This is a genomic window from Paenibacillus sp. FSL H8-0280, from assembly GCF_045040665.1.
GTDB classification, from domain to species: Bacteria; Bacillota; Bacilli; order Paenibacillales; family Paenibacillaceae; genus Paenibacillus; species Paenibacillus xylanexedens_A.
Map to the genome: position 1 here is coordinate 1037078 of NZ_CP150296.1, position 20624 is coordinate 1057701.

The 20624-nt window shown below is 46.3% G+C and carries 16 protein-coding genes; 10 read left to right on the forward strand and 6 right to left on the reverse strand.

Annotation, left to right across the window (positions count from 1 at the left end; translation table 11 throughout):
- Positions 1–233 precede the first annotated feature (233 nt).
- Positions 234–1988: a methyl-accepting chemotaxis protein gene (locus MHI12_RS04685; protein ID WP_405171688.1), complete on the forward strand. Its 1755-nt coding sequence runs from the start codon at positions 234–236 to the stop codon at positions 1986–1988.
- A 114-nt stretch (positions 1989–2102) separates the two neighbouring features.
- On the opposite strand, the gene MHI12_RS04690 is transcribed toward MHI12_RS04685, so the two are convergent.
- Positions 2103–3014, reverse strand: coding sequence for a LysR family transcriptional regulator (locus tag MHI12_RS04690; RefSeq protein WP_405171689.1), 912 nt, complete (start codon positions 3012–3014; stop codon positions 2103–2105).
- A gap of 141 nt (positions 3015–3155) precedes the next feature.
- On the opposite strand from MHI12_RS04690, the gene MHI12_RS04695 reads away from it, so the two are divergent.
- A complete protein-coding gene (locus MHI12_RS04695) occupies positions 3156–4199 on the forward strand; it encodes a 2,3-butanediol dehydrogenase (RefSeq protein WP_339197224.1) in 1044 nt (347 codons plus the stop codon).
- Between the two features lie 132 nt (positions 4200–4331).
- Here MHI12_RS04695 and MHI12_RS04700 read toward each other — a convergent pair whose 3' ends face one another.
- A complete protein-coding gene (locus MHI12_RS04700) occupies positions 4332–4844 on the reverse strand; it encodes a GNAT family N-acetyltransferase (RefSeq protein WP_339197227.1) in 513 nt (170 codons plus the stop codon).
- Between the two features lie 129 nt (positions 4845–4973).
- The gene (locus tag MHI12_RS04705; RefSeq protein WP_339197229.1) at positions 4974–5738 is read right to left on the reverse strand and encodes an AraC family transcriptional regulator; all 765 of its coding nucleotides are present in this window, start codon (positions 5736–5738) and stop codon (positions 4974–4976) included.
- A 182-nt stretch (positions 5739–5920) separates the two neighbouring features.
- Here MHI12_RS04705 and MHI12_RS04710 point away from each other — a divergent pair, with 182 nt between their 5' ends.
- The 4 genes from MHI12_RS04710 to MHI12_RS04725 all read left to right on the forward strand — a co-directional run bounded on the left by MHI12_RS04710 (position 5921) and on the right by MHI12_RS04725 (position 12747).
- Entirely contained in the window at positions 5921–8242 is a 2322-nt protein-coding gene (locus MHI12_RS04710; RefSeq protein ID WP_405171690.1) for a beta-L-arabinofuranosidase domain-containing protein, read from the forward strand.
- Between the two features lie 696 nt (positions 8243–8938).
- Entirely contained in the window at positions 8939–9670 is a 732-nt protein-coding gene (locus MHI12_RS04715; RefSeq protein ID WP_405171691.1) for a hypothetical protein, read from the forward strand.
- A 12-nt stretch (positions 9671–9682) separates the two neighbouring features.
- Complete coding sequence (locus MHI12_RS04720) at positions 9683–11371, forward strand: VWA domain-containing protein (RefSeq protein WP_405171692.1); 1689 nt, start codon at positions 9683–9685, stop codon at positions 11369–11371.
- 236 nt (positions 11372–11607) lie between these two features.
- Positions 11608–12747 (forward strand): toxic anion resistance protein, encoded by a 1140-nt coding sequence (locus MHI12_RS04725; RefSeq protein WP_017690481.1) that lies wholly within the window; start codon positions 11608–11610, stop codon positions 12745–12747.
- A 122-nt stretch (positions 12748–12869) separates the two neighbouring features.
- On the opposite strand, the gene MHI12_RS04730 is transcribed toward MHI12_RS04725, so the two are convergent.
- Both MHI12_RS04730 and MHI12_RS04735 read right to left on the reverse strand, forming a co-directional pair.
- Positions 12870–13409 carry a hypothetical protein gene (locus tag MHI12_RS04730; protein WP_405171693.1) on the reverse strand — a complete coding sequence of 180 codons (540 nt, stop codon included), beginning with the start codon at positions 13407–13409 and terminating at the stop codon, positions 12870–12872.
- Between the two features lie 158 nt (positions 13410–13567).
- A complete protein-coding gene (locus MHI12_RS04735) occupies positions 13568–14161 on the reverse strand; it encodes a TetR/AcrR family transcriptional regulator (RefSeq protein ID WP_074093663.1) in 594 nt (197 codons plus the stop codon).
- Between the two features lie 192 nt (positions 14162–14353).
- Here MHI12_RS04735 and MHI12_RS04740 point away from each other — a divergent pair, with 192 nt between their 5' ends.
- Entirely contained in the window at positions 14354–15112 is a 759-nt protein-coding gene (locus MHI12_RS04740) for an SDR family oxidoreductase (RefSeq protein ID WP_340910055.1), read from the forward strand.
- Between the two features lie 172 nt (positions 15113–15284).
- Here MHI12_RS04740 and MHI12_RS04745 read toward each other — a convergent pair whose 3' ends face one another.
- A complete protein-coding gene (locus tag MHI12_RS04745) occupies positions 15285–16319 on the reverse strand; it encodes a LacI family DNA-binding transcriptional regulator (protein WP_091034562.1) in 1035 nt (344 codons plus the stop codon).
- 445 nt (positions 16320–16764) lie between these two features.
- Here MHI12_RS04745 and MHI12_RS04750 point away from each other — a divergent pair, with 445 nt between their 5' ends.
- From MHI12_RS04750 to MHI12_RS04760, 3 genes are all read left to right on the forward strand, one after another.
- Positions 16765–18051 carry an extracellular solute-binding protein gene (locus tag MHI12_RS04750; protein ID WP_405171694.1) on the forward strand — a complete coding sequence of 429 codons (1287 nt, stop codon included), beginning with the start codon at positions 16765–16767 and terminating at the stop codon, positions 18049–18051.
- A 259-nt stretch (positions 18052–18310) separates the two neighbouring features.
- Positions 18311–19666, forward strand: coding sequence for a sugar ABC transporter permease (locus MHI12_RS04755; RefSeq protein ID WP_047841752.1), 1356 nt, complete (start codon positions 18311–18313; stop codon positions 19664–19666).
- Positions 19663–20499, forward strand: coding sequence for a sugar ABC transporter permease (locus tag MHI12_RS04760; protein WP_017690474.1), 837 nt, complete (start codon positions 19663–19665; stop codon positions 20497–20499). The genes MHI12_RS04755 and MHI12_RS04760 overlap by 4 nt, the downstream gene beginning before the upstream one ends.
- Positions 20500–20624 lie beyond the last annotated feature (125 nt).

Sequence of the window (20624 nt, forward strand, 5' to 3'; positions counted from 1 at the left end):
TATCAATTTTCACTGCAAGGAACCGAAAAGAATTCTTCGAAGTTTATCCTAAATGTAGCTCCAATGAACAAAGCTATCACGGCCATGATAGCGTTTTTATGTTAACCCAATATTTTCTTGCCTAATTCGACATATTCGTTTACTATTTTCCCATACATAGTGCTTCAAGCATGCGTTTTTTGGGTAGCGCCTAGTCAAAAAGGCTTGGGTTCACGGGAGAGGAAGAGGAGCGGATGATTGGTTTTTTTAGAAAACGTTTGGTTGTGCGCATTGTTGCAGTAGTTACACTGGTCATTACGATTATAGCCGTTGGTAGCATGCTGTTACAGGTGGCCAATATGAAACTAGCTGCGCAGGAGGCCATTTCGAGTTACAACATCCAGATTGCTCAGAGTTATGTGAATCAGCTGGATACAGCATCTTATGCCGAGTTTGCCAAGGACCCCAAGGAGAATGACGAATTCTTGAAGATTCGTGATGAACTGGATGACTTTCGCGTAAGCATTGGTGCAATGTATGTGTATTTCGTCAAAATAGATGACAAAGGTACGCCACTTATTATGGTGGATGGCATGAAGGATGCAGATAAAGCCTCGCCGATTAATGAAGTAACGGATGTCCCTCAGGAGGCTGTGCAGAAGCTGTTACAGGGGCAAACAGCCAGTTCTTCGATCATTAACAATGAGGAGTATGGCGACTATATTTCCTCATACGCTCCCATGCTGGATAGTAACGGCGCTGTAACAGGTGTAATTGGGATCGATACGGCGGTATCGGTGATCGGAAGCATTGAGTCAGATATAATGAAATCGAGTATTCCCTTCTATGCCTTATTGCTACTGATTACACTTATAGGTATTGCTGTTGTCACCTGGTTTATCGTAAGAGGACTGCGACCACTTCAACCGCTGAAGGCGAGTGTGGAAAAAATGGCACAGGGTGAGCTTGCAGAAGCGAATCAAATTTTGACGTCGTATCGTTTGCGCAGCCAAGATGAGATTGGAACAACATATCAAGCGATGATACATATGTCCGGGAACTTGAATAAGATTGTGAGTAACATGGTTGAAGGCGTAGCAGTAACCACAGATATTTTATCAGAATCAACGAAGGAATTTAATCGCAGTACCGAAGAGATGCTTGAGATGGGCAAGACGGTTGATCAATCTGTCGAACAGATTAGGCAGGGTGCACGTACGCAGAAGCAGGGTGCAAGCGATAGCGCGCACGCGATGGAAGAGATCGCAAAAGGCATAACGGATATTTCCGAATCCTCGATGGTTGTATCGGATGCGGCAACAAGTGCGCTTTCCACGGCGGAGTCCGGTAAACAGAGCATGACAATGATGAAAACACAGATGGAGAGCATCTCAAATGTCTCAAGTGAAGTTGTAGCGATGGTTCAGGTGCTGAACAACTACTCCCAGGAAATCGGGGGTGCCCTGCACACGGTTCGTGATTTTGCGAGTCAGACGAAGCTGCTTGCGCTTAATGCATCCATTGAGGCAGCACATGCAGGAGAACACGGCAAAGGTTTTGCGGTTGTGGCGGATGAAGTTCGAAAGCTTGCTGAGGCCTCAAGCACATCCATGGAACGGATCTCCGACTTGCTGCTTCGTATTCAACAAGAATCACAGCAGATCGGCTCACAGATGGGGGTTACCGCACAGGAGATTGGACAAGGGGTTACGATTGCCACAGAAGCGGAGCAAGCTTTCGCCCATGTGGTTGATGCGTTCCAACTGGTGACCAGCCGGATTCAGGAAGTCTCCGCTGCGGCAGAGGAAATCTCGGCAGGATCGGAAGAGGCCGCAGCCTCGGTCAATACGATCTCCCAGATTTCAGCCGGGGTGTCGGATCATTCGGATGAAATCTATCGATTGATGCGTGAACAGTCGGCCATGTTCAACAGGGTGGCGCAGACTTCTACAATGCTGGAACAGCAGACCACCGAGATGAGTGAAGCCGTACGAAAAGTGAAAGTGTAATTTGAGTTAGATGTAGTAATAGTAACGCAAGAGATAGTCAGAAAAGTGTTCCGCTCTTGGAGAAGTTGGTGTTCATCCCAAACTTCCTTCAAAGGGTGGAGCACTTTTTTAGATTTAAATTTTTAATTGATCCAGCTCTATCGCCTGTCTGAAGCGTTGGGCGAATCGTTCTGCAGCTACGGCGGACTCTTTGGACTCCGTCTGCACGAAGCCAATCTGCATTTTCGGTTGATCGATTCCAGCGATCTCTACCATCTTCACCAGACCTTCTTTCCATAAGGGATTTTGGTGAAAGGAAAAGTCGTGACCAATCGTGGCGGCAATATCATTTCTTAAGACCATGTTGATGGCTTCTGAATTATTTGTTTTAAACAGAATGGACAGAGGTCCATGATCATAGGTGAATTCCTTGATGAAATCTTCGATGAAACCATCTCGATAGAGTGCCAGCTTGTGTTCTTTTAATTGATCCGGTGTAACGCGGCTGTGCTTGGCAAGTTCAGACAGGTGATGCGTACCGACGACCAGCTTGCCCGAGTACATGGGACTGAAGTGAAGTCCATCGAATTCCCGCAATTGTTTGGCATAGATCGCGATAAACCCCAAATGGGTTTTGTTATTGCGAATATCCTCGATAATTTCCATGGACCCTTTCTCTTCAATGGAGATGTTAAGTTGCGGGTGCTCACGCTTCATATCCGCAGCAGACTGGACAAGATAGGGCATGACACTTGGAAAAGTAGCCACATGAAGCTCTCCGCTAAGAGAGGAGGCTTCGGCGTTCAGGGATTTCAATTCATCAATCCGCTGTAAAATGTCCAGTGCCTTGGCAATGAATTGTTTGCCTTCGGGAGTGGGGTGAGTTCCCTGCCGTGAGCGTTCGAACAGGATGATACCCAATTCTTTTTCCAGACGATGAACCGATTGGCTGATCGCCGATTGAGTGACATGCAGATGCTCCGAGGCGGCGGAGAATGATTTCGTTTTCGCAATTTCAACGACATATTCGAGCTGTTCCAGATTCATGATTTCATCTCCGTTTAGCATTAATATAACTAATGTTAACATTAGTATCTATAAATATGAATAATACATGAACAGCGATATAATATATAGACAAGCATTACGATTCTACATTTTATTAGCTAATCAAAGGGGATGAGCTTCATGAAAGCAGCAGTATGGTACGGCCATAAAGACGTTCGTGTAGAAGAACGGGAGGTTCCGGTTGCTCAAGCGGGTCAGGTCAAAATCAAAGTGGAATATGCGGGGATCTGCGGCAGTGACTTGCATGCCTATCATCATGGTGTAGGAATTCAAGAAGGCGAGAATCATCCGCTCTCAGGACAGAAAGCGCCGCTCACATTGGGTCATGAATTTGCAGGAACCGTGAGTGAATTGGGAAGTAATGTAAGCGGTATCAGTGTAGGGGATCGAGTTGTGGTAGAGCCGTTGTACCATTGCGGAAAATGTGAGTACTGTATCCAGGGGCGTTACAACCAGTGTACTCAATTTGGCTTCGTTGGACTGAATGGTGATGGTGGTTTTGCGGAGTATGTTGTTGTTGAAGCATACATGGTTCATCCCATACCGGATAACGTATCTTTCGAAGAAGGTGCGCTCGTAGAGCCTACAGCCGTAGCCTTTCACGCGGTTCGTCACAGCAAGTTGAAAGTGGGGAATAAAGTAGCCGTATACGGAGCTGGCCCAATTGGATTATTGACCATTCTGTCTGCCAAAGCTGCAGGAGCTTCTGAAATCTATGCAGTTGATGTATTTGAGGAACGTCTGGACCTGGCAGCCAAGCTGGGAGCAATTCCGGTGAACAGTGCCAAAGTTAATGCAACAGAGGTAATCTTGCAACAATCAGGCGGCATTGATGTAGCTTATGAAGCAGCGGGTGTGCAACCAACGATGGATAGCGCCATTGCGGTTGTTAAAAAAGGCGGAGAAGTTGTTGTCATCGCTGCGATACCAAATCCGCTTCAAGTGAACTTCTTCGATCTTCTGGTCAAAGAAGCGAATCTAACGGCAACGCTGGCATATCGCCACATTTTCCCTGAAGTGATTTCATTAATTGCTGAAGGGTCGCTCGATGTGAAACAGGTCATCACCAAGAAAATCAAACTGGGCGATATCGTGCAGGAAGGGCTTGAACTGTTGATGAGCGACAAGAGCCATGCGAAGATTTTGGTGGAGATTGGCGGCTAAAAAATCAATAGCGATGTATCATTTCAAATGTTGATTGATCATTTATAAATGTAAAATAGACCGTCATAAGATGATCGGTCTGTTTTACGTTTCATTCTTCGCTCCCTGATCCCGTGTTGCTGTTACCCTCCACTAGGAATCATAACGGTAGCAGATCGCCTTGCCCCCGCTACTCTCGGAGCTGAATTCCTTATCCTCTGTAAATCCGAAACGCTCATATAAACGGATGGCATTGACCATCTGACCGCCCGTATATAAGTACACCGTATTTTTGCCCATTTCTTTGGCAGAATCTACGCATTGCTGGAGCAATACTCTGGCAATCCCGTGACCTCTCCATTTTGGATCAACACCCAGCAGTCGAATAAACGGATAATCGATTGGCAATTCAAAGTCTGGATAAGCCTTGCGTGCTGTTTCGAATAATTGGACTGTACCAACGATCTGATCATCAATCTTCGCGATCCATAATTGTGTCAGGTACGGATTAACCACAGACTCTCTAATATCTTTGAGGTAGGCCTCCCATCGTTCATTTTGCTCAAAAGTCTCCCGATACTCGGCATAACTTGCAACAAGGATATCTACAATCTCTGGATGGTCTGCTTCTGTGGCAGGATGAATCGTAACGGCAGCCGTTGTCATCTTATAATTCCCCTTCTCTTATGGGTTAAGTATGGAATATAGTTTTCTTGCATTTTACCATAACGGATTCAATCCGATTCATTCAAATTTTCTATAGGTAACTCAGTCATTTCTATAGATCAAAGCATATCAGCGATTGAGCTGTGTGGAATACAGATGATTGCGATATTCGGTTGGCGTATTGCCTTCGTATTGCTTGAACATGCGCAGGAACAGCTTGTAGTCGGAGAAGCCACACTGTCCGGCAATTTCTTTTACACTGGCATTGGTATTGAGCAGCAACTGTTTTGCCCGGCGAATTCGTTCTGTGAGGATATAGGTTTTGAGTCCAGTACCTTTCTCACGTTTCACCATTTTGGAGATATAGTCTTTGTTAAAATTAAAATTTTCTGCAATCTGACTCACCGTGATGTTTGTATGCAGATGAATATCAACCCACTTGCAGATATGGTCCACAATTGCATTGTGTGGGCGATAATCCGCCTCTATATTCCGCTCCAGTTCTCTGAACAACAATAACAAAGCAGCGTTGGCTTCCTCGGGTGAGAAGGATGACACATGCAGCAATTGCTTGAATAACTGATTGGCCATGGAAGGCACCTGAATGGTGGCATGTGTCCTAAACTGGTTGAATTCTGCCGACATGGCATCATAGTGCACCCAGTAGAAGCTCACGGGAGCATCGCTGATCTGGTAACCATAGTGGGTGCGACCAGCGCGCAGAAATAACAGATCGTTGGCACGAACTACATATTGTTCCTCTTCTTCCGCGATGTACATCTCACCTTCCAGCATCAAAATGATCTCATGCACAGGCATGCTGCGTCTCATGTGGCTCCAGTTGCCGTCGGATATGAATTTGCCGCACAGGTAATGTTCCAGTGGCTTTTGCATAGGACGGATTTATCCACCTTTTCTTGGATTATGAGTCTGATGTAATTATATATTATTTGATAATATGGGGATATTCAAGCTCTAAAGTAGATTGATGAGTATTAGTCTTGTAGCTAATAAAACGGATTTTACCCCTCAAAGATGAATGGATATCTATTACATCCCGAGAAGGAGTGAGTGTAATGATTGATACGAAAAAAGGATTTCTGGGACCGGAGCATGTAGATCTGTTAAATGGCGTGTTCCAAACATCACAAGAGGTGGGGGAGCGTTACCTGTTATCGCTGGATATTGATCGATTCCTGGCTCCATGCTTCGAAGCTCATGGTTTACCTGCCCGAAAAGAGCGCTACGCGGGTTGGGAGGCACGTACCATCAGCGGACATTCCCTTGGACATTATCTGTCTGCCTTGGCTGTGACGTATCAGGCAACCGGGAATATCACGTTAAAAGAAAGACTGGATTATGCGGTCACCGAACTGGCGAGAATCCAGCAGACCACTGGGAGCGGGTATATCGGTGGTTTGTCCGAAGAACCTTTCCACATGGCTTTTCGAGCAGAGAATATCGGTGGATTCAATATCGGTGAATACTGGGTTCCCTGGTACAGTGTGCACAAAATCTATCGCGGCCTGATTGATGCATATAAACTCACTGGCAACGGACAGGCACTTGATGTCGTTACTCGCTTTGCAGATTGGGCAGTAGAAGGTTTGCTCCCGATGACAGAAGAACAGATGCAGACGATGCTTCAAAGTGAACACGGGGGTATGAATGAAGTATTTGCACACTTGTATGGGATTACCGGCAAAGCCTTATATCTTGAGATCGCTAACAAGTTCACCCATCAATTGATCCTGAGACCCTTGGAGTACAAGCAGGACGATCTTCAAGGCAAACACGCCAATACTCAGATTCCCAAAGTGATCGGTGCAGCCGAAATCTACAACCAGGACCATACTCATGAGAGTTATCGAACGGCGGCAGAATTTTTCTGGGACACTACGGTTCATCATCGTTCTTACGTATTTGGAGCGACGAGTATTTCGGAGCATTACGAAGCAAAGGGCATGGAGAGTCTTGGCATCAAAACAGGAGAGAGCTGTTGTACTCACAACATGTTACATCTAACGAAGCAACTCTTCGCCTGGAATCACGATAGCTCTTATATGGACTATTATGAAAACGCCATCTATAATCACATCCTTGGCACGCAGGACCCGGATACGGGGAACAAAACGTATTTTGCATCAACGCTGCAAGGCCACTACAAAATCTATGGGACTCACGACACCGCCTGGTGGTGCTGCACAGGATCAGGTATGGAGAACCCGGGCAAATATGCCGAGGCGATCTATTTTGAGGATGAACAGGACCTGTACGTCAACCTGTATATCGCTTCCCAGCTGGATTGGACGTCTCAGGGAATATCCCTGAAGCTTGAAACCGACTTTCCTTATTCGGAAAAGGTGACCCTGACGATCACCGGAGGCAACGCCTCGGCTCATCTAAGATTACGCGTGCCCTCATGGCTGCAACAGCCAATGACGGCAACCGTCAATGGGGATACGGAACATCCGTATACACGGATGGAACCCGGCTATCTTTCCATCGACCGCACATGGACAGCGGGCGATGTCATCACAATCACACTGCCGATGTCGCTTCGCCAGTATACCTCACGGGATGATGCCCACAAAGTGGCATTCCTGTACGGCCCAATTGTACTCGCCGGTGCACTGGGAAGCGAGGGTCTTCCAGAGGACACGATTGTGGACGAAACAGCGCTGAATCCCAAGACTGCACCTGTACCTGTGATCTGGACGGAGCAGGAGGATGTACAAGATTGGATCAAGGTTGTGGATGCAGACACGTTAACATTTGAACTTAGCAAAGATGTTACTTCCACAGGCGAAGCTGTGAAGCTGATTCCGTTCTATGATGTGCATCACGAATTTTATACCGTGTATTGGCCGTTTAACGATGAAGGTGATGCGCTGGAGAAAGAATTGAACGATATTACGATCGACAGGGTTCAGGCTGACGGTCAGCAGGATGAGATTGGACATCAACTGGATAGCAACTGCCGTGGGGAGCACCACAACGGTTCAACCACAGATGGCCGTAAGAAGTTGCATATGTGGCGAGAGGCTTTTGGCGTCAGTGGGGCTTACTTCAGTTATCAACTGGCAGTGGATCGTGAGGCAACCAATTATCTATGTGTGGCCTATTGGGGCGGAGATCATTCCACGTTTGGACGGGAAGGTACGTTATATGACAGACAATTCACCATTACCGTGGATGGAACACTCATTGGTGAGCAGCGAATTCATATGAATAAAATCGGCGAAGTGTTCTATGTGACCTATGATATTCCTGAGGCGGTTACATCAGGCAAAGATAACGTTACAGTGGTGTTCCAGGCGAAGGGCGACAATGGTTGTGCCGGGAAAGTTGTAGAGGTACGCACCACGCGAAGCAAACCGGAGTCCATTTTTTCGTAATAAGAGGCATGGTGTGAAAAGGCGGTGGCCTGTCCACTGGAGGAGAGGGTTTGATAAGAAATCGACTTTCTAATTTCTAACGAACCGCACACGTCTTTTATGGGCAATATTGATGAAGTGGGAAATGTAACGAATCTCAGCGACGCTATTTCATTCGAAATAGGCGAGAAACAACGTTTTTACACCTAATACGCGAATATAACGGGTCTCAGGTTCATTACATTTTCAGATGAGCTGAAATGCACCAAATAACCTCACCTCAGTTCGTTAGATGTAGAACACGGCATCAAAATTTTAATAAGAACACGAAAAATAATGGACCAACGTAAAAGGGACGAAAGCGGATGATCTCCGATTCGTCCTTTTTTCTTTGCTCTTTTTTCAGACAAGTCTTATATAAAAAATGACACGCATAGCTATTTTCCACGTATTACCTGATAACATTTCTTCTCCACAATCTGCTGTCTCGTAAAACTCACTTTTTATGGATTGACCACAAAATTTCCTGCCAAGTTCCACGTTGTCCCTGAAAATATGAAATGGGATAAGCCCAAACCACGTATATTATGAGTATTCAAATATCCAATCATATCCACCTGAGAGCGTTAACATCATGTACAATAAGAATAAGTTGAACAGGAAAATTACGACATGAAGCACCAATATATAACATGAAAGGAGGTCGGATGATTGAACATGATCAAGTACATAAAATTGCTGGGGTTGATCTCCGGTATTGTGGCTGTGAATGTTCTCGCATTCTCACCCGGCTTTATCGGGCTGAATTTCGGGGGAGGGGCTTTCACAACTGCGCTATCCGTTACCCTTCTGTTCGCCAGTGCAATGGCACTCTTATATGGAAGTTACAACTTGCTGTTCAGACAACCGGTAGTCCTGCCCGTGAAGCATATTGAAACGCATGAAGATTATGTGGAGGCACTATCTTTTTATAGACGCATCAAAGTCCTCGAAGAAGATATTACGCTGGGGCTGTCCCAACTTAGTCGAATGAAAAAGAAAAAAGAAACCCTCCTGAATGTGCTTCATCAACGGTTTGATCCGGGGGAATTGAGCTACAAGAAATTTGCTTCGGTCACACTGGAAGTGGAGAAGTTGTTATACCTGAATATTCGCAGTGTGCTGAACCGGTTGAATGTATTCGATGAAGCTGATTATGCCAACATGATGAAATCCAAATCCTCAACACTTCCCCAGAAGCTTTTTCAGGAGAAAACCAAGGTATACAACGATTATCTGTCTTATGTGAAAAATTCACTCCACACCAATGAGGAAATTCTGCTCAAGCTCGATCAGTTGTTATTGGAGATTTCACGCCTCGACAGCTTTGAAGCCGGAGATATTGAACAGATGCCTTGTATGCAGGAGATTGATCAGTTAATCAAGCACACCAAATTATACAGACAGTGAGGGGTTGCTCGTATGGCCAAGAAGGGAAAGTTTTTTTTCATATCGATTGTAATGCTGGTGCTCGTATTTGGTCTGGTCTATGCAGGAATTACACTGACGTCGAACTTTGGCAAGTCAACCACACAGGTGAGCACAGAGAATGCAGGTAAGGAACTGGGAAAACTGTACGCGGACATTGCGCCAGCGACGGCGGAACCGGTCAAAGGGCAGATTGATCTCGACCCGGTCGATGTGGCAGAATCACTGCCGGATATCTCCAAATTTGCAATTGCCGTAGAGAATACAACAAATGATTACGTCGAAATCTTCTCTTCCACGGAGAAGTCGGGCAGCGGAGTAGACGGCTGGTTAACCGAAGTGGGCGAGGAGTTCAACAAAGCAAATATTACCGTTGGTGGGAAACAAGTATCGGTCAAAATCCGCAACATTGCCTCTGGAACGGCTGCCGATTATATCAAGTCTGGTAAGTATATGCCGGATGCCTTCACACCTTCCAATGAACTGTGGGGCGAGATGGTTGCGGCCAGTGGGGTGAAGACAGAGATGGTATCCGAGCGACTGGTCGGAAATGTTCCGGGTATTGTCATCTCCAAAGCCAAATATGATGCACTAGTTGATACGTACGGCTCCGTGAATGTGAAAACCGTAACCGAAGCGATTGCGAACAATGAACTCGCGATGGGATATACCGATCCATTTGCAAGCTCCACAGGACTGAATTTCCTGGTGACCGCACTGAATACGTATGACAGCGCCAACCCGCTTGGCGAGAAGGCTATTGAAGGGTTCGAAAAATTCCAGACGAATGTACCGTTTACGGCCTCGACAACGATTCAGATGCGGGAGGCTGCCAAGTCCGGCAGACTGGATGCCTTTGTACTCGAATATCAGACGTATGTGAATACCGCTGATTTGAAGAGTGGATACGTCTTTACACCATTTGGTGTGAGACATGATAGCCCGCTGTATGCATTGGGACAATTGCCACAGAACAAACAGGAGATCATCCAAAAGTTTGCGGAATTTGTAACCCAGGCGAAGTACCAACAATCGGCGGAGGAGTTCGGTTTCAACGGTTTGCAGGATTACAAATCCGAACTGGCTACCGTGGATGGCGGCACGTTGCTGTCTGCACAGAAAGTATGGAAAGAGAAGAAGAACGGCAGTAAACCCATTGCTGCTGTGTTCGTGACAGACGTATCCGGAAGCATGGATGGCGAACCACTTAACCGACTGAAGGAGTCTTTGCGCAAAGGTCAGAAGTACCTGGGCACTGAGAATAGTATTGGCCTAGTTTCTTACTCTAGCGGGGTAACCGTGAATCTGCCGATTGCCAAGTATGATACGAACCAGCAGTCCATGTTTGTCGGAACAGTTGACAGTCTGCAAGCTGGCGGCGGTACGGCGACCTTTGACGGGATCGTGGTGGCGATGAAGATGCTGGAAGATTATATGGCTGCTGATCCAAACGTGAAGCCGCTGATCTTTGTCCTGAGTGATGGCGAGACCAACGAAGGTCATACCCTGAAGGATATTCGTGATCTGGTCGAAACGTACAAAGTGCCAATCTATACGATTGGATACAACGCGGACATCAAGGCTTTGGAGAGCATCTCCAGCATTAACGAGGCTGCAAGCATCAATGCCGATACCGACGATGTCGTGTACAAGATTGGTAACCTGTTTAACGTACAGATGTAAATTTATAACACGAAGACGTAGAGTGCAGAACCGATCTGAAGAAGCGTAGCGGTCGCCTAAAAGCTTTCTGAAAGAAAGCTGCTTCGGAAGCATACGCTATCACCAGATTTCAACCGATTAATGAGGAAAATGAAGAAATCTGGGGATAACAGCGATCGGAGGATGGTACTGCAATCGGAGTCACTCGCGTGGAATATCAATCATTTTACAGCACGTATTTAAAGGGGGAACTGTAGATGTCATTTTCAATGGAAATACCGAGCCAGAAGGAAATTCAGAAGGTCATTGAGGAAGAGGTGAAACCCGTGCCCGCCGAGGTCGCGGAGCTTCAACAAGTGGCAAATGCCAACGTAGAGATGATTATGACACTGGACCTCGAATCCCTGGAGAAGCGCAAAGAGATTTTGCAATCCATAGACGGCTTTGGCATGAACACGATGAGATCCTCTTCCGAGAAAAACGCCTTGCTTCAAGTCTCCGTTGGACATCTGTCCAAGACGGGAGACGAGGGCGGTCAGGTTGCCAAAGGTTTGACCGAGCTGCATATGCAACTGAAGGATCTCGACCCGAGCGTGGTCGACTTTGCCAAGACCGGTTTCCTCGGGAAATTGTTCAATCCGCTTCGCGCCTATTTCCTGAAATACCAGAAGGCTGACGCAGTCATCGCTGACATCGTAACCTCTTTGGATAAAGGCAGATCTACCCTGCGTAACGATAATACAACGCTGGAGATTGAACAGCAGAACCTGCGGGAACTCACCAAACGACTGCAAAAGGAGATTCAGCTTGGCGTGCTTATGGATGAGTCCATCGATGCGCAGATCGAAGCTGCCAAGGTTCGGAATGAAGATCCTGAAAAAGTCCGGTTTATTACGGAAGAAGTGTTGTTCCCGCTCCGTCAGCGGGTCATGGATCTGCAACAAATGCTGGTCGTGAATCAGCAGGGCATCATGGCGATTGAAGTGGTAATTCGCAACAACAAGGAACTGATTCGAGGGGTAGACCGTGCGAAGAATGTAACGATCTCGGCATTGAAAATTGCCGTTACTGTAGCAAGTGCTTTGTATAATCAGAAGATTGTATTGCAGAAAATTGAATTGTTGAACCAGACAACCAACGATCTGATCGCCGGAACATCCAAGATGCTCAAGGATCAGGGAATTGCCATCCAAAAGCAGGCATATGAAGCCAGCATCTCCGTGGATACGATGAAACAGGCGTTCACCGATGTGTTGTCAGCACTCGATTCAATCAGTCTTTATAAGCAGGAAGCTCTGCCAAGAATGCGTGAGACGATTAACCAGTTCCGTGAACTCGCGGATACCGGAGAGCAACAGATTCAGCGGTTGGAGAAAGGGCAGAAGCTGGGGCTGTAATCAGAAGAGAGAGAGATAAATACGCTTTATATTGTTATCTTTATTTCTATAATTAGAAAAAGCGACCGTTCCTCATTAAACATGAGGAACGGTCGCTTTTTGGGTTTCTATGAAGATAGGTACTAACTGTCATACCCCAAGCTTCTTGCATAAGCGTATAACTGTTGTTCGCATTGATCCATTAGAACACTAGCGGTGTTTACTTTGGCGTTACCCTGTTTTAGTAACGTGTAATTCACTTTGTTCTTGGATACTGCCTTTTGGTACAACAGGTACCCTTCGAGCTGAGTGTAACTTGCCTTAACAAATGTGGCGTGGATTTTCTTGATTTGCGGGTTGGCAGGCTTGATTTGTTTTGCCTTGGATACCAATTTCGTATAATTGGGGATCACCGTATTCGTAAGTTTAAGATACATGGACTTGCGATTTGTTGAAGTTACTTGGGTATCGATGCTTTCCAAAGCTGTGAAGGCTTTGGCCTCATAAGTTTCGAGAGCAAATAACTGATTAGTGTACTCTTTAAATTCTGCATAACTCTGATCTAAATCTGAATATGTAGAGGTTGCTTCTTTAGCTGCATTGGCAGAAGTGGCTGGAGAGAGAAGCACCCCACCAAGCAAAACAAAACTGGTAATCAATGATATAATCCACGACTTCTTCAAATGTAATGTCATCCTCCTTTTGTTTATATTCCATTGGATAACCTAACATATCATTACCAGAAATTACAGGAATACATTTACATAATTTTAGTGGTAAAGCTTTCTTGAAAATCCTCTTAATCATCCTACTTTAGGGAATTAAGGCGATTCAAAAAATCTCAGTTTTTTAACACGACATTATCCGGTTTGTAATGGATGATTTTGAACAACTCCTCGGCCATGTAAGCGGGGGTGTGCTTGAAATCTTGTCTGATCCACTCCATGATCATGCCAAATATCGCATGAGATTGGTAGCTTGCCAATATTTCATGGTTGATGTGCGGAGGGAAGATATGGTTCAGATCCTGTAAAGCGAGATCCCGAAGGACATCACAGATCATGCGCTGGAAGTTGGAGGAAGCCTCGGATTTCACAACCAGTGTGTAGAATTGTGCGTGTTGGTGCACATGCTCAAATATAGTGATCGCCGAAGAGGGCATCAGATTGACTTCAAACTCTTCCTCATCCTGATAAGGTTTGCGGAAAGAAGTTACCAGATCCTGAATCACATCATCGATGATTTCGTTGAACAGGTCTTCTTTGTACTGATAATGCCTGTAGAAAGTTCCCCGATTCAGGTCAGCTCGCTGCACAATATCCGTAATCGATATTTCTTTAAAGGGATGTTTTTGCATCAAATGGATGAGTGCATCCTTCAGTGCAGCTTTTGATTTTTTAATTCTTCGGTCCATCGAATTCAGAGTTTCAGACATCTATTTTCCTCCTCGCGAGTTCACTTTATTAGTTAAAGTACATTCAGGCTTAGTAGTGTTGTTTAACGTACAACTGGACAAGCTTTTACTGATTGAAGTGAAACGCTATGACTTATTATACTAAGGATAAGAGTTAATGAACATTTGTTTGTTAACTTATTGTAAACGAATACACAAAGGAGGATACATGGAATGAAACTTCAAGATAAAGTTGCAGTTGTTACAGGTGCTGGTTCAGGTATGGGGAAAGCAATTGCCACGTTGTATGCTCAAGAAGGCGCGAAAGTCGTCGTATCGGATATTAACGAAGAATCCGCACAAGCGGTAGTTAATGATATTAAGGCACAGGGCGGAGAAGCGATTGTCGTTCTGGCCAATGTAGCCAAAGAAGAAGATGTGCAAAATCTGATCGATACGACGGTGAGCACATACGGTACAGTAGATATTCTGGTTAACAATGCGGGAATTATGGATGGCATGGAGCCGGCAGCAGATGTAACGGATGAGAAGTGGGAGAGATTGTTTGCTGTGAACACAACCAGTGTGATGCGGACAACGCGTAAAGTATTGCCAATCTTCCTGGAAAAACAAAAAGGTGTCATCGTGAACATTGCTTCAGCAGGTGGATTGCACGGCGGACGTGCGGGAGCAGCCTATACAGCTTCAAAACATGCGGTCGTAGGATTCACCAAAAATACAGGGTACATGTATGCTGAGCAAGGCATTCGCTGTAATGCGATCGCTCCAGGAGCCGTAGCAACCAACATCAGCGCATCTATGGCTGGTATTAGCCCATACGGTGCAGGTCGGCAACAGCTGGGCATGGCAATCAACCCACGCATCGGGACGAGCGAAGAGATCGCCAAAGTGGCCCTGTTCCTCGGATCTGACGAGTCCAGCTTCGTGAACGGAACTGTCGTTACAGCAGATGCTGGCTGGAGCTCTTACTAATCCACTCATGTGCAGTCCAGCATGGCGTACGGAAATATTGTGTGAATTAAGGAAGCCGCATAAGTATATGCGGCTTCTTTTTTTGCACCTATGCACCTACGAACGGTGGATATCAGCATCATATTCCGTATAGGACAAACGTTTGCATTACTACACGGATACCCGAAATGAATCAATCTGAGGGTGGCTTTGGTTTGGAAAAAAGTGAGGATTCACGCACGATCAGACGATGGGGGATAATGACCGGATTATGAAGCTGTGGTTCCCCACTAAGAATTTTTAACAATACCTGAACGGCTGTATAACCAAGCTGATAAGTCCCGATGTCGATAGAGCTTAGGGGTGGAGAAGCCAGTTCCGATAATGCAATATTGTTAAAACTGACCACACTGATATCTTCAGGCACCAGATAATGAAGCTCGGCAAGAGCTCTCAATACCCCAAAGGCCACGTTGTCATCAATGACAACAATTGCGGTGGGTCTGTCCGGCAAGGACATGAACAGTGACATCGCTCTGAATCCACTTTCCTGCAGAAATTCGCCTTCCACAATCCAATCACTATCCGCATCCAACCCGGCTTGGGCAAGCGCTTTTTGATAACCTAACATGCGATCATGCGATAACGTAATGTCCGGTGGCCCGCTGACAAATCCAATTCGAGTATGCCCTTGGGCGATCAGATGATGAGTCGCATCATAAGCGGTCTGCACATTATCGTTATCCACCATGGGGGCATTTGGATGAGCTTCGCTGCGACCGATTAACACAAAAGGAAACTTTTCCGCTTCCAAAAATGAAATGATGGGATCATCTCGTTTGGACCCAAGCAGCAAAATACCATCAACTCTACGGCCATGCACAAGGCGGGATATCGCATGCAGTTCATTGTCTGATGATGTTTCGGTTGTTAGCAGCAATTCGTAATTCATTCGGGTGGCATGTGTAATAATACCTCGGAGCAGTTCCCCGAAAAAGTAATTTTGAAACAACTCTTCTGCAGGACGCGGGAGCATAATGCCAAGGGTGTGTGTTGTTTTGGAAACCAGGCTCTTCGCGATGATGTTGGGATGGTAGTTCAATTCTTTCATAATTTGCTTCACTTTGAGAGACGTTTTGGTGCTGATTCTAGGATGGTTGGAAATCACCCGTGACACTGTAGAAGGGGAAACACCCGCCAATTTGGCAATATCCTTGATCGTAATCATGTGAAAAAATCCCTTCTGAACAATCGTATAAATATTCTCCTATGGTAATCCAAAGGATACGAGAAATCAATTGCTAACTGCCGAGTAAGGGATGCACGTGAAGTAAATTTAAGGAAGAAAGAGTCAGAACAAGGAAACAGGAAATTACTGTAGGTAGGAGAGAGGAAATGGTTAAAATTGAGCAAATATGGCTTGTGCAAACGTTTGTGCAAAGAAAGTACATTATTGTATGATGTGATTGTTATTGTAGCGCTTACATCGGTGGATTTACATACTTCTTGACTTGTTTACCCCTACATATTGAACGGAGAGGTCATCTTGTCTCCCATTTGAGCAAACGTTTGTACAAAAGGGGATATGGGATGCAAACCTGATAACATACGCAGACAAAAGGGTGAAAAGCGCGAACTTTGTTGGACCAAGCAGAGGGAAGGGGACATTTTACATGAGAAAATGGCAAGGGGCAACATTGTCCGTCATGATGGCTTTTACACTGGCTGCGTGCGGGGCTGGAGGCGGAAGTCCATCTCCAACTACGGCAGGTGAGAATCCGGAGGAAGTTGTAGAGCTGACATCCGAGAACCTTCAACCGGAAGAAGGGGCAACCCTGGTGATCTGGGAGGATAAAAATCAAAGTAGCTTTATTGAGCAAAGGGTCAAAAAATTCGAAGAAAAATATGGGGTAACGGTCAAAATGGAGGAATTACCTCCAACCGATCAGGTAACCAAGCTGACGACGGATGGCCCAGCGGGTCTGGCGGCAGATGTGGTTGTTTTCCCGCATGATAAGATTGGTAGCGCTTCAGAGGCGGGACTTATTCTGCCCAATGACATATTCGAAGCAGACACTGTAGAGAACACCAGCGACAACGCGCTGAAGGCAGTGACGTTCAAGGATATCCTGTACGGCTATCCGTACAGCGTGGAGACCTACGCCCTTTTCTATAACAAGGCACTCTATCCAGAAGCTCCGAAAAACTTTGATGAGATTATCAGTTTCGCCAAGACGTTCAATAATGTGAAGTCCAATCAGTATGCGCTGATGTGGGAATTGCAGCAATTTTACTATAACTATGCTTTCTTGGCGTCACAGGGCGGTTATATTTTTGGGGATAACGGGATGGATAGCGCGGATCTCGGTCTGAATAATGAAGGAGCCCAGAAGGGTGGACAGTTCTTGCAGACGCTGAAGTCGGAGGTGCTGCCGCTCAAGATGGGTGACGTGAACTATGATATCAAAAAAGGATTATTCTCCAGCGGAAAACTCGCTATGGACATTAATGGTCCGTGGACCATTGCCGATTATCGCAATGCAGGTATTGATTTTGGCGTTGCTCCGCTTCCGGCAATCGATGGCAAACCGATGACCTCCTTCTCAGGTGTTAAAGCCTATTATGTGAATGCATTTACACAATACCCGAATGCGTCGAAGCTCTTGGCAGCGTTCCTTTCCAATGAAGAGGCCCAGATGGAGAACTTTGACCTGAACGGTACACTTCCTGCGAACAAAAACGTAGCTGCTGATCCGAAGTTGCAGGAGGACCCGATCAATAAGGCCTTTCTTGAACAGTTCAACAACTCTACACCAATGCCTTCGCTTCCTGCCATGGACAGTGTATGGGGACCTATCACGTCGGCCATTACGGATATCTGGGATACCGATAAGGACGTGAAGGCGTCACTGGATAACGCTGTGAAACAGATCCAGGAAAGCCTTGCAACCGTCCAATAAGGACGAACGACGAGTGCAAAGATATGCATAAGAACTGTATAAATTGAACTTCATATTTACACAAAAACGGAGAGGGCAGAAGGAAGCTGAAGAAGTGAAACGCTCGCCTTTATCACCGGATTTTCTCTTTTTGAAAAGGGAGCAAAAAAAATCTGGGGATAACAGCGATCGGAAGCTTGTTCTGTCATCGGAGTGGTCAGTGTAAGTACACTTTTGTTCAATGTATACAGGTTAGCAATAGGCGGGGAGGAGAGAGCGAATGCAACAGCAGCATGTCCCGGTGCCTGTTGGACCGAACAGGGAAAGACAGCACCGGATGACAGCGGCCATATGTTCCATCATACTGCAAGGTCTTGGACAGCTGTACAATCGACAGTGGATTAAGGGAATTTGTCTACTGTTACTGGAGGGAGCAGGGCTTGCGTACCTGCTTCCTCGCCTGTCACAGGCCGTGTGGGGCATATGGACACTGGGGGAAAATACACAGCGTTTTGTCAAAGTGAATGGGTCCACCGTACTTCAAAGGGGAGACCATTCCATCTTTTTGCTGCTTGATGGCATTATCGTATTGCTGGTGTTTTTTGTGTTTATTCTAATCTACATTCTGAATATCCGGGATGCGTACGTCACGGGACTTGCGAGGGAAGAAGGCAAGCAGACCCTGGGCGCAGCGGCTTCGCTTCGGAACATGATGGACAAAAACTTTCCGTATCTGTTTCTGTCCATTCCGGCACTGGGCATTCTTTTCTTCACCGTTATGCCAATCCTGTTTACGATCACGATCGCGTTTACCAACTATTCGGCTCCAGATCATATTCCGCCAGCCAAACTCGTGGACTGGGTAGGTTTCAAGACGTTCAGTGATCTGATCCAGCTGAAATCCTGGAGCCAGACATTTTACGGCGTGCTCACTTGGACGGTCATCTGGGCCATTCTGGCTACAGTCACCACCTATTTTGGTGGCGTGCTTGTGGCACTGTTGATAGAACAGCGGGGCATACGCTTCAAGAAGTTATGGCGGACCATCTTCATTCTGCCTTATGCCATCCCGCAGATCATCTCCTTGCTGCTCATGCGTAATCTGTTCAACGGTCAGTTTGGTCCAATAAATACGTACATGAGGGCATTTGGGCTGGAGGGATTACCCTGGCTGACAGATCCGTTCTGGGCCAAAGTCACCGTCATTGTTGTCAACATGTGGATTGGTATTCCGGTCAGTATGGTGCTGATTCTTGGTGTATTGACGGCCATCCCTCGTGATCTCTACGAGGCTGCCGAAGTGGACGGAGCATCTGCGTTTCAGAAATTCAGGATCATTACGATGCCGTTCATTCTTTTTGCCACAACTCCGGTACTCATCATGCAGTTCGCCGGAAACTTCAACAACTTCAATGTCATCTTCTTGCTGACGAACGGAAATCCGCTGCGGGGAGACTACCAGTACGCAGGGGCAACGGACCTGCTGGTGACCTGGCTCTACAAGCTTACACTCGACAATAACAAGTTCAACATGGCTTCAGCGGTAGGGATCATTATCTTCCTTATTATCGCTTCATTCTCCATCTGGAACTTCCGCCGCTCCAAATCATTCAAGGAGGAGGACATGATTCAATGAAAACACGTAATAATCCGCTGCGTTTGGCCCTGAGTTATGTGCTATTGCTGATCATCGCCGTTGTCTCCATCTACCCGGTACTCTGGATCTTTCTCTCTTCCCTGAGACCCGGTGCGGCATTGTTTAGTGAACGGTTATGGCCGGAAGCTTTCACGTTGACCCATTACGGGGAGCTGTTCAATAACCCGTCCTTTATGTACGGCAGATGGTATATGAACACGCTGAAAATTGCCTTTTTCACGATGATCTTCTCTACGCTGATGGTGACACTTGGGATGTATGCCTTGTCCCGCTTCCGCTTCCGTGGACGTAAAACGATTCTCTCCACCATGCTAATTTTGGGCATGTTCCCAAGCTTTATGAGCATGATTGCAATCTATATCATTTTGCTGCAAATTAAATTGCTCGACACTCATGCTGCGCTTATCCTGGTCTATTCATCAGGGGCGGTACTGGGCGGATTTATCGTCAAAGGTTTCTTTGACACCATCCCTCGCAGTCTGGACGAAGCGGCGCGCATGGATGGTGCGAGTCACCTGCGGGTATTCACCAGCATCATCTTGCCCTTATCCAAGCCAATGCTGACCTATGTAGCGCTGACCAGTTTCACCGGTGCGTGGATGGACTTTATCTTCGCCCGGCTGGTGCTGCGGACGAAGGAGAACTGGACACTTGCAGTAGGTATGTGGGATCTGGTCAACCGGTATCAGGACAGTAACTTTACAATGTTTGCTGCGGGGGCAGTTCTGATTGCCATTCCAATTACACTGCTGTTCGTTTTCCTGCAACGATTCCTTGTTCAAGGGCTGACGGCAGGAGCTTCGAAAGGGTAAACGCAGACTCAGCAAGAAACATTATAGGTCTAGAGACAATATCAATATCATCAGCTAAGCTAACGACGGCATGATTAGTCGTCTCGATAGCGTAACACTCACTTAACTCAGGCACTTCCGTATTG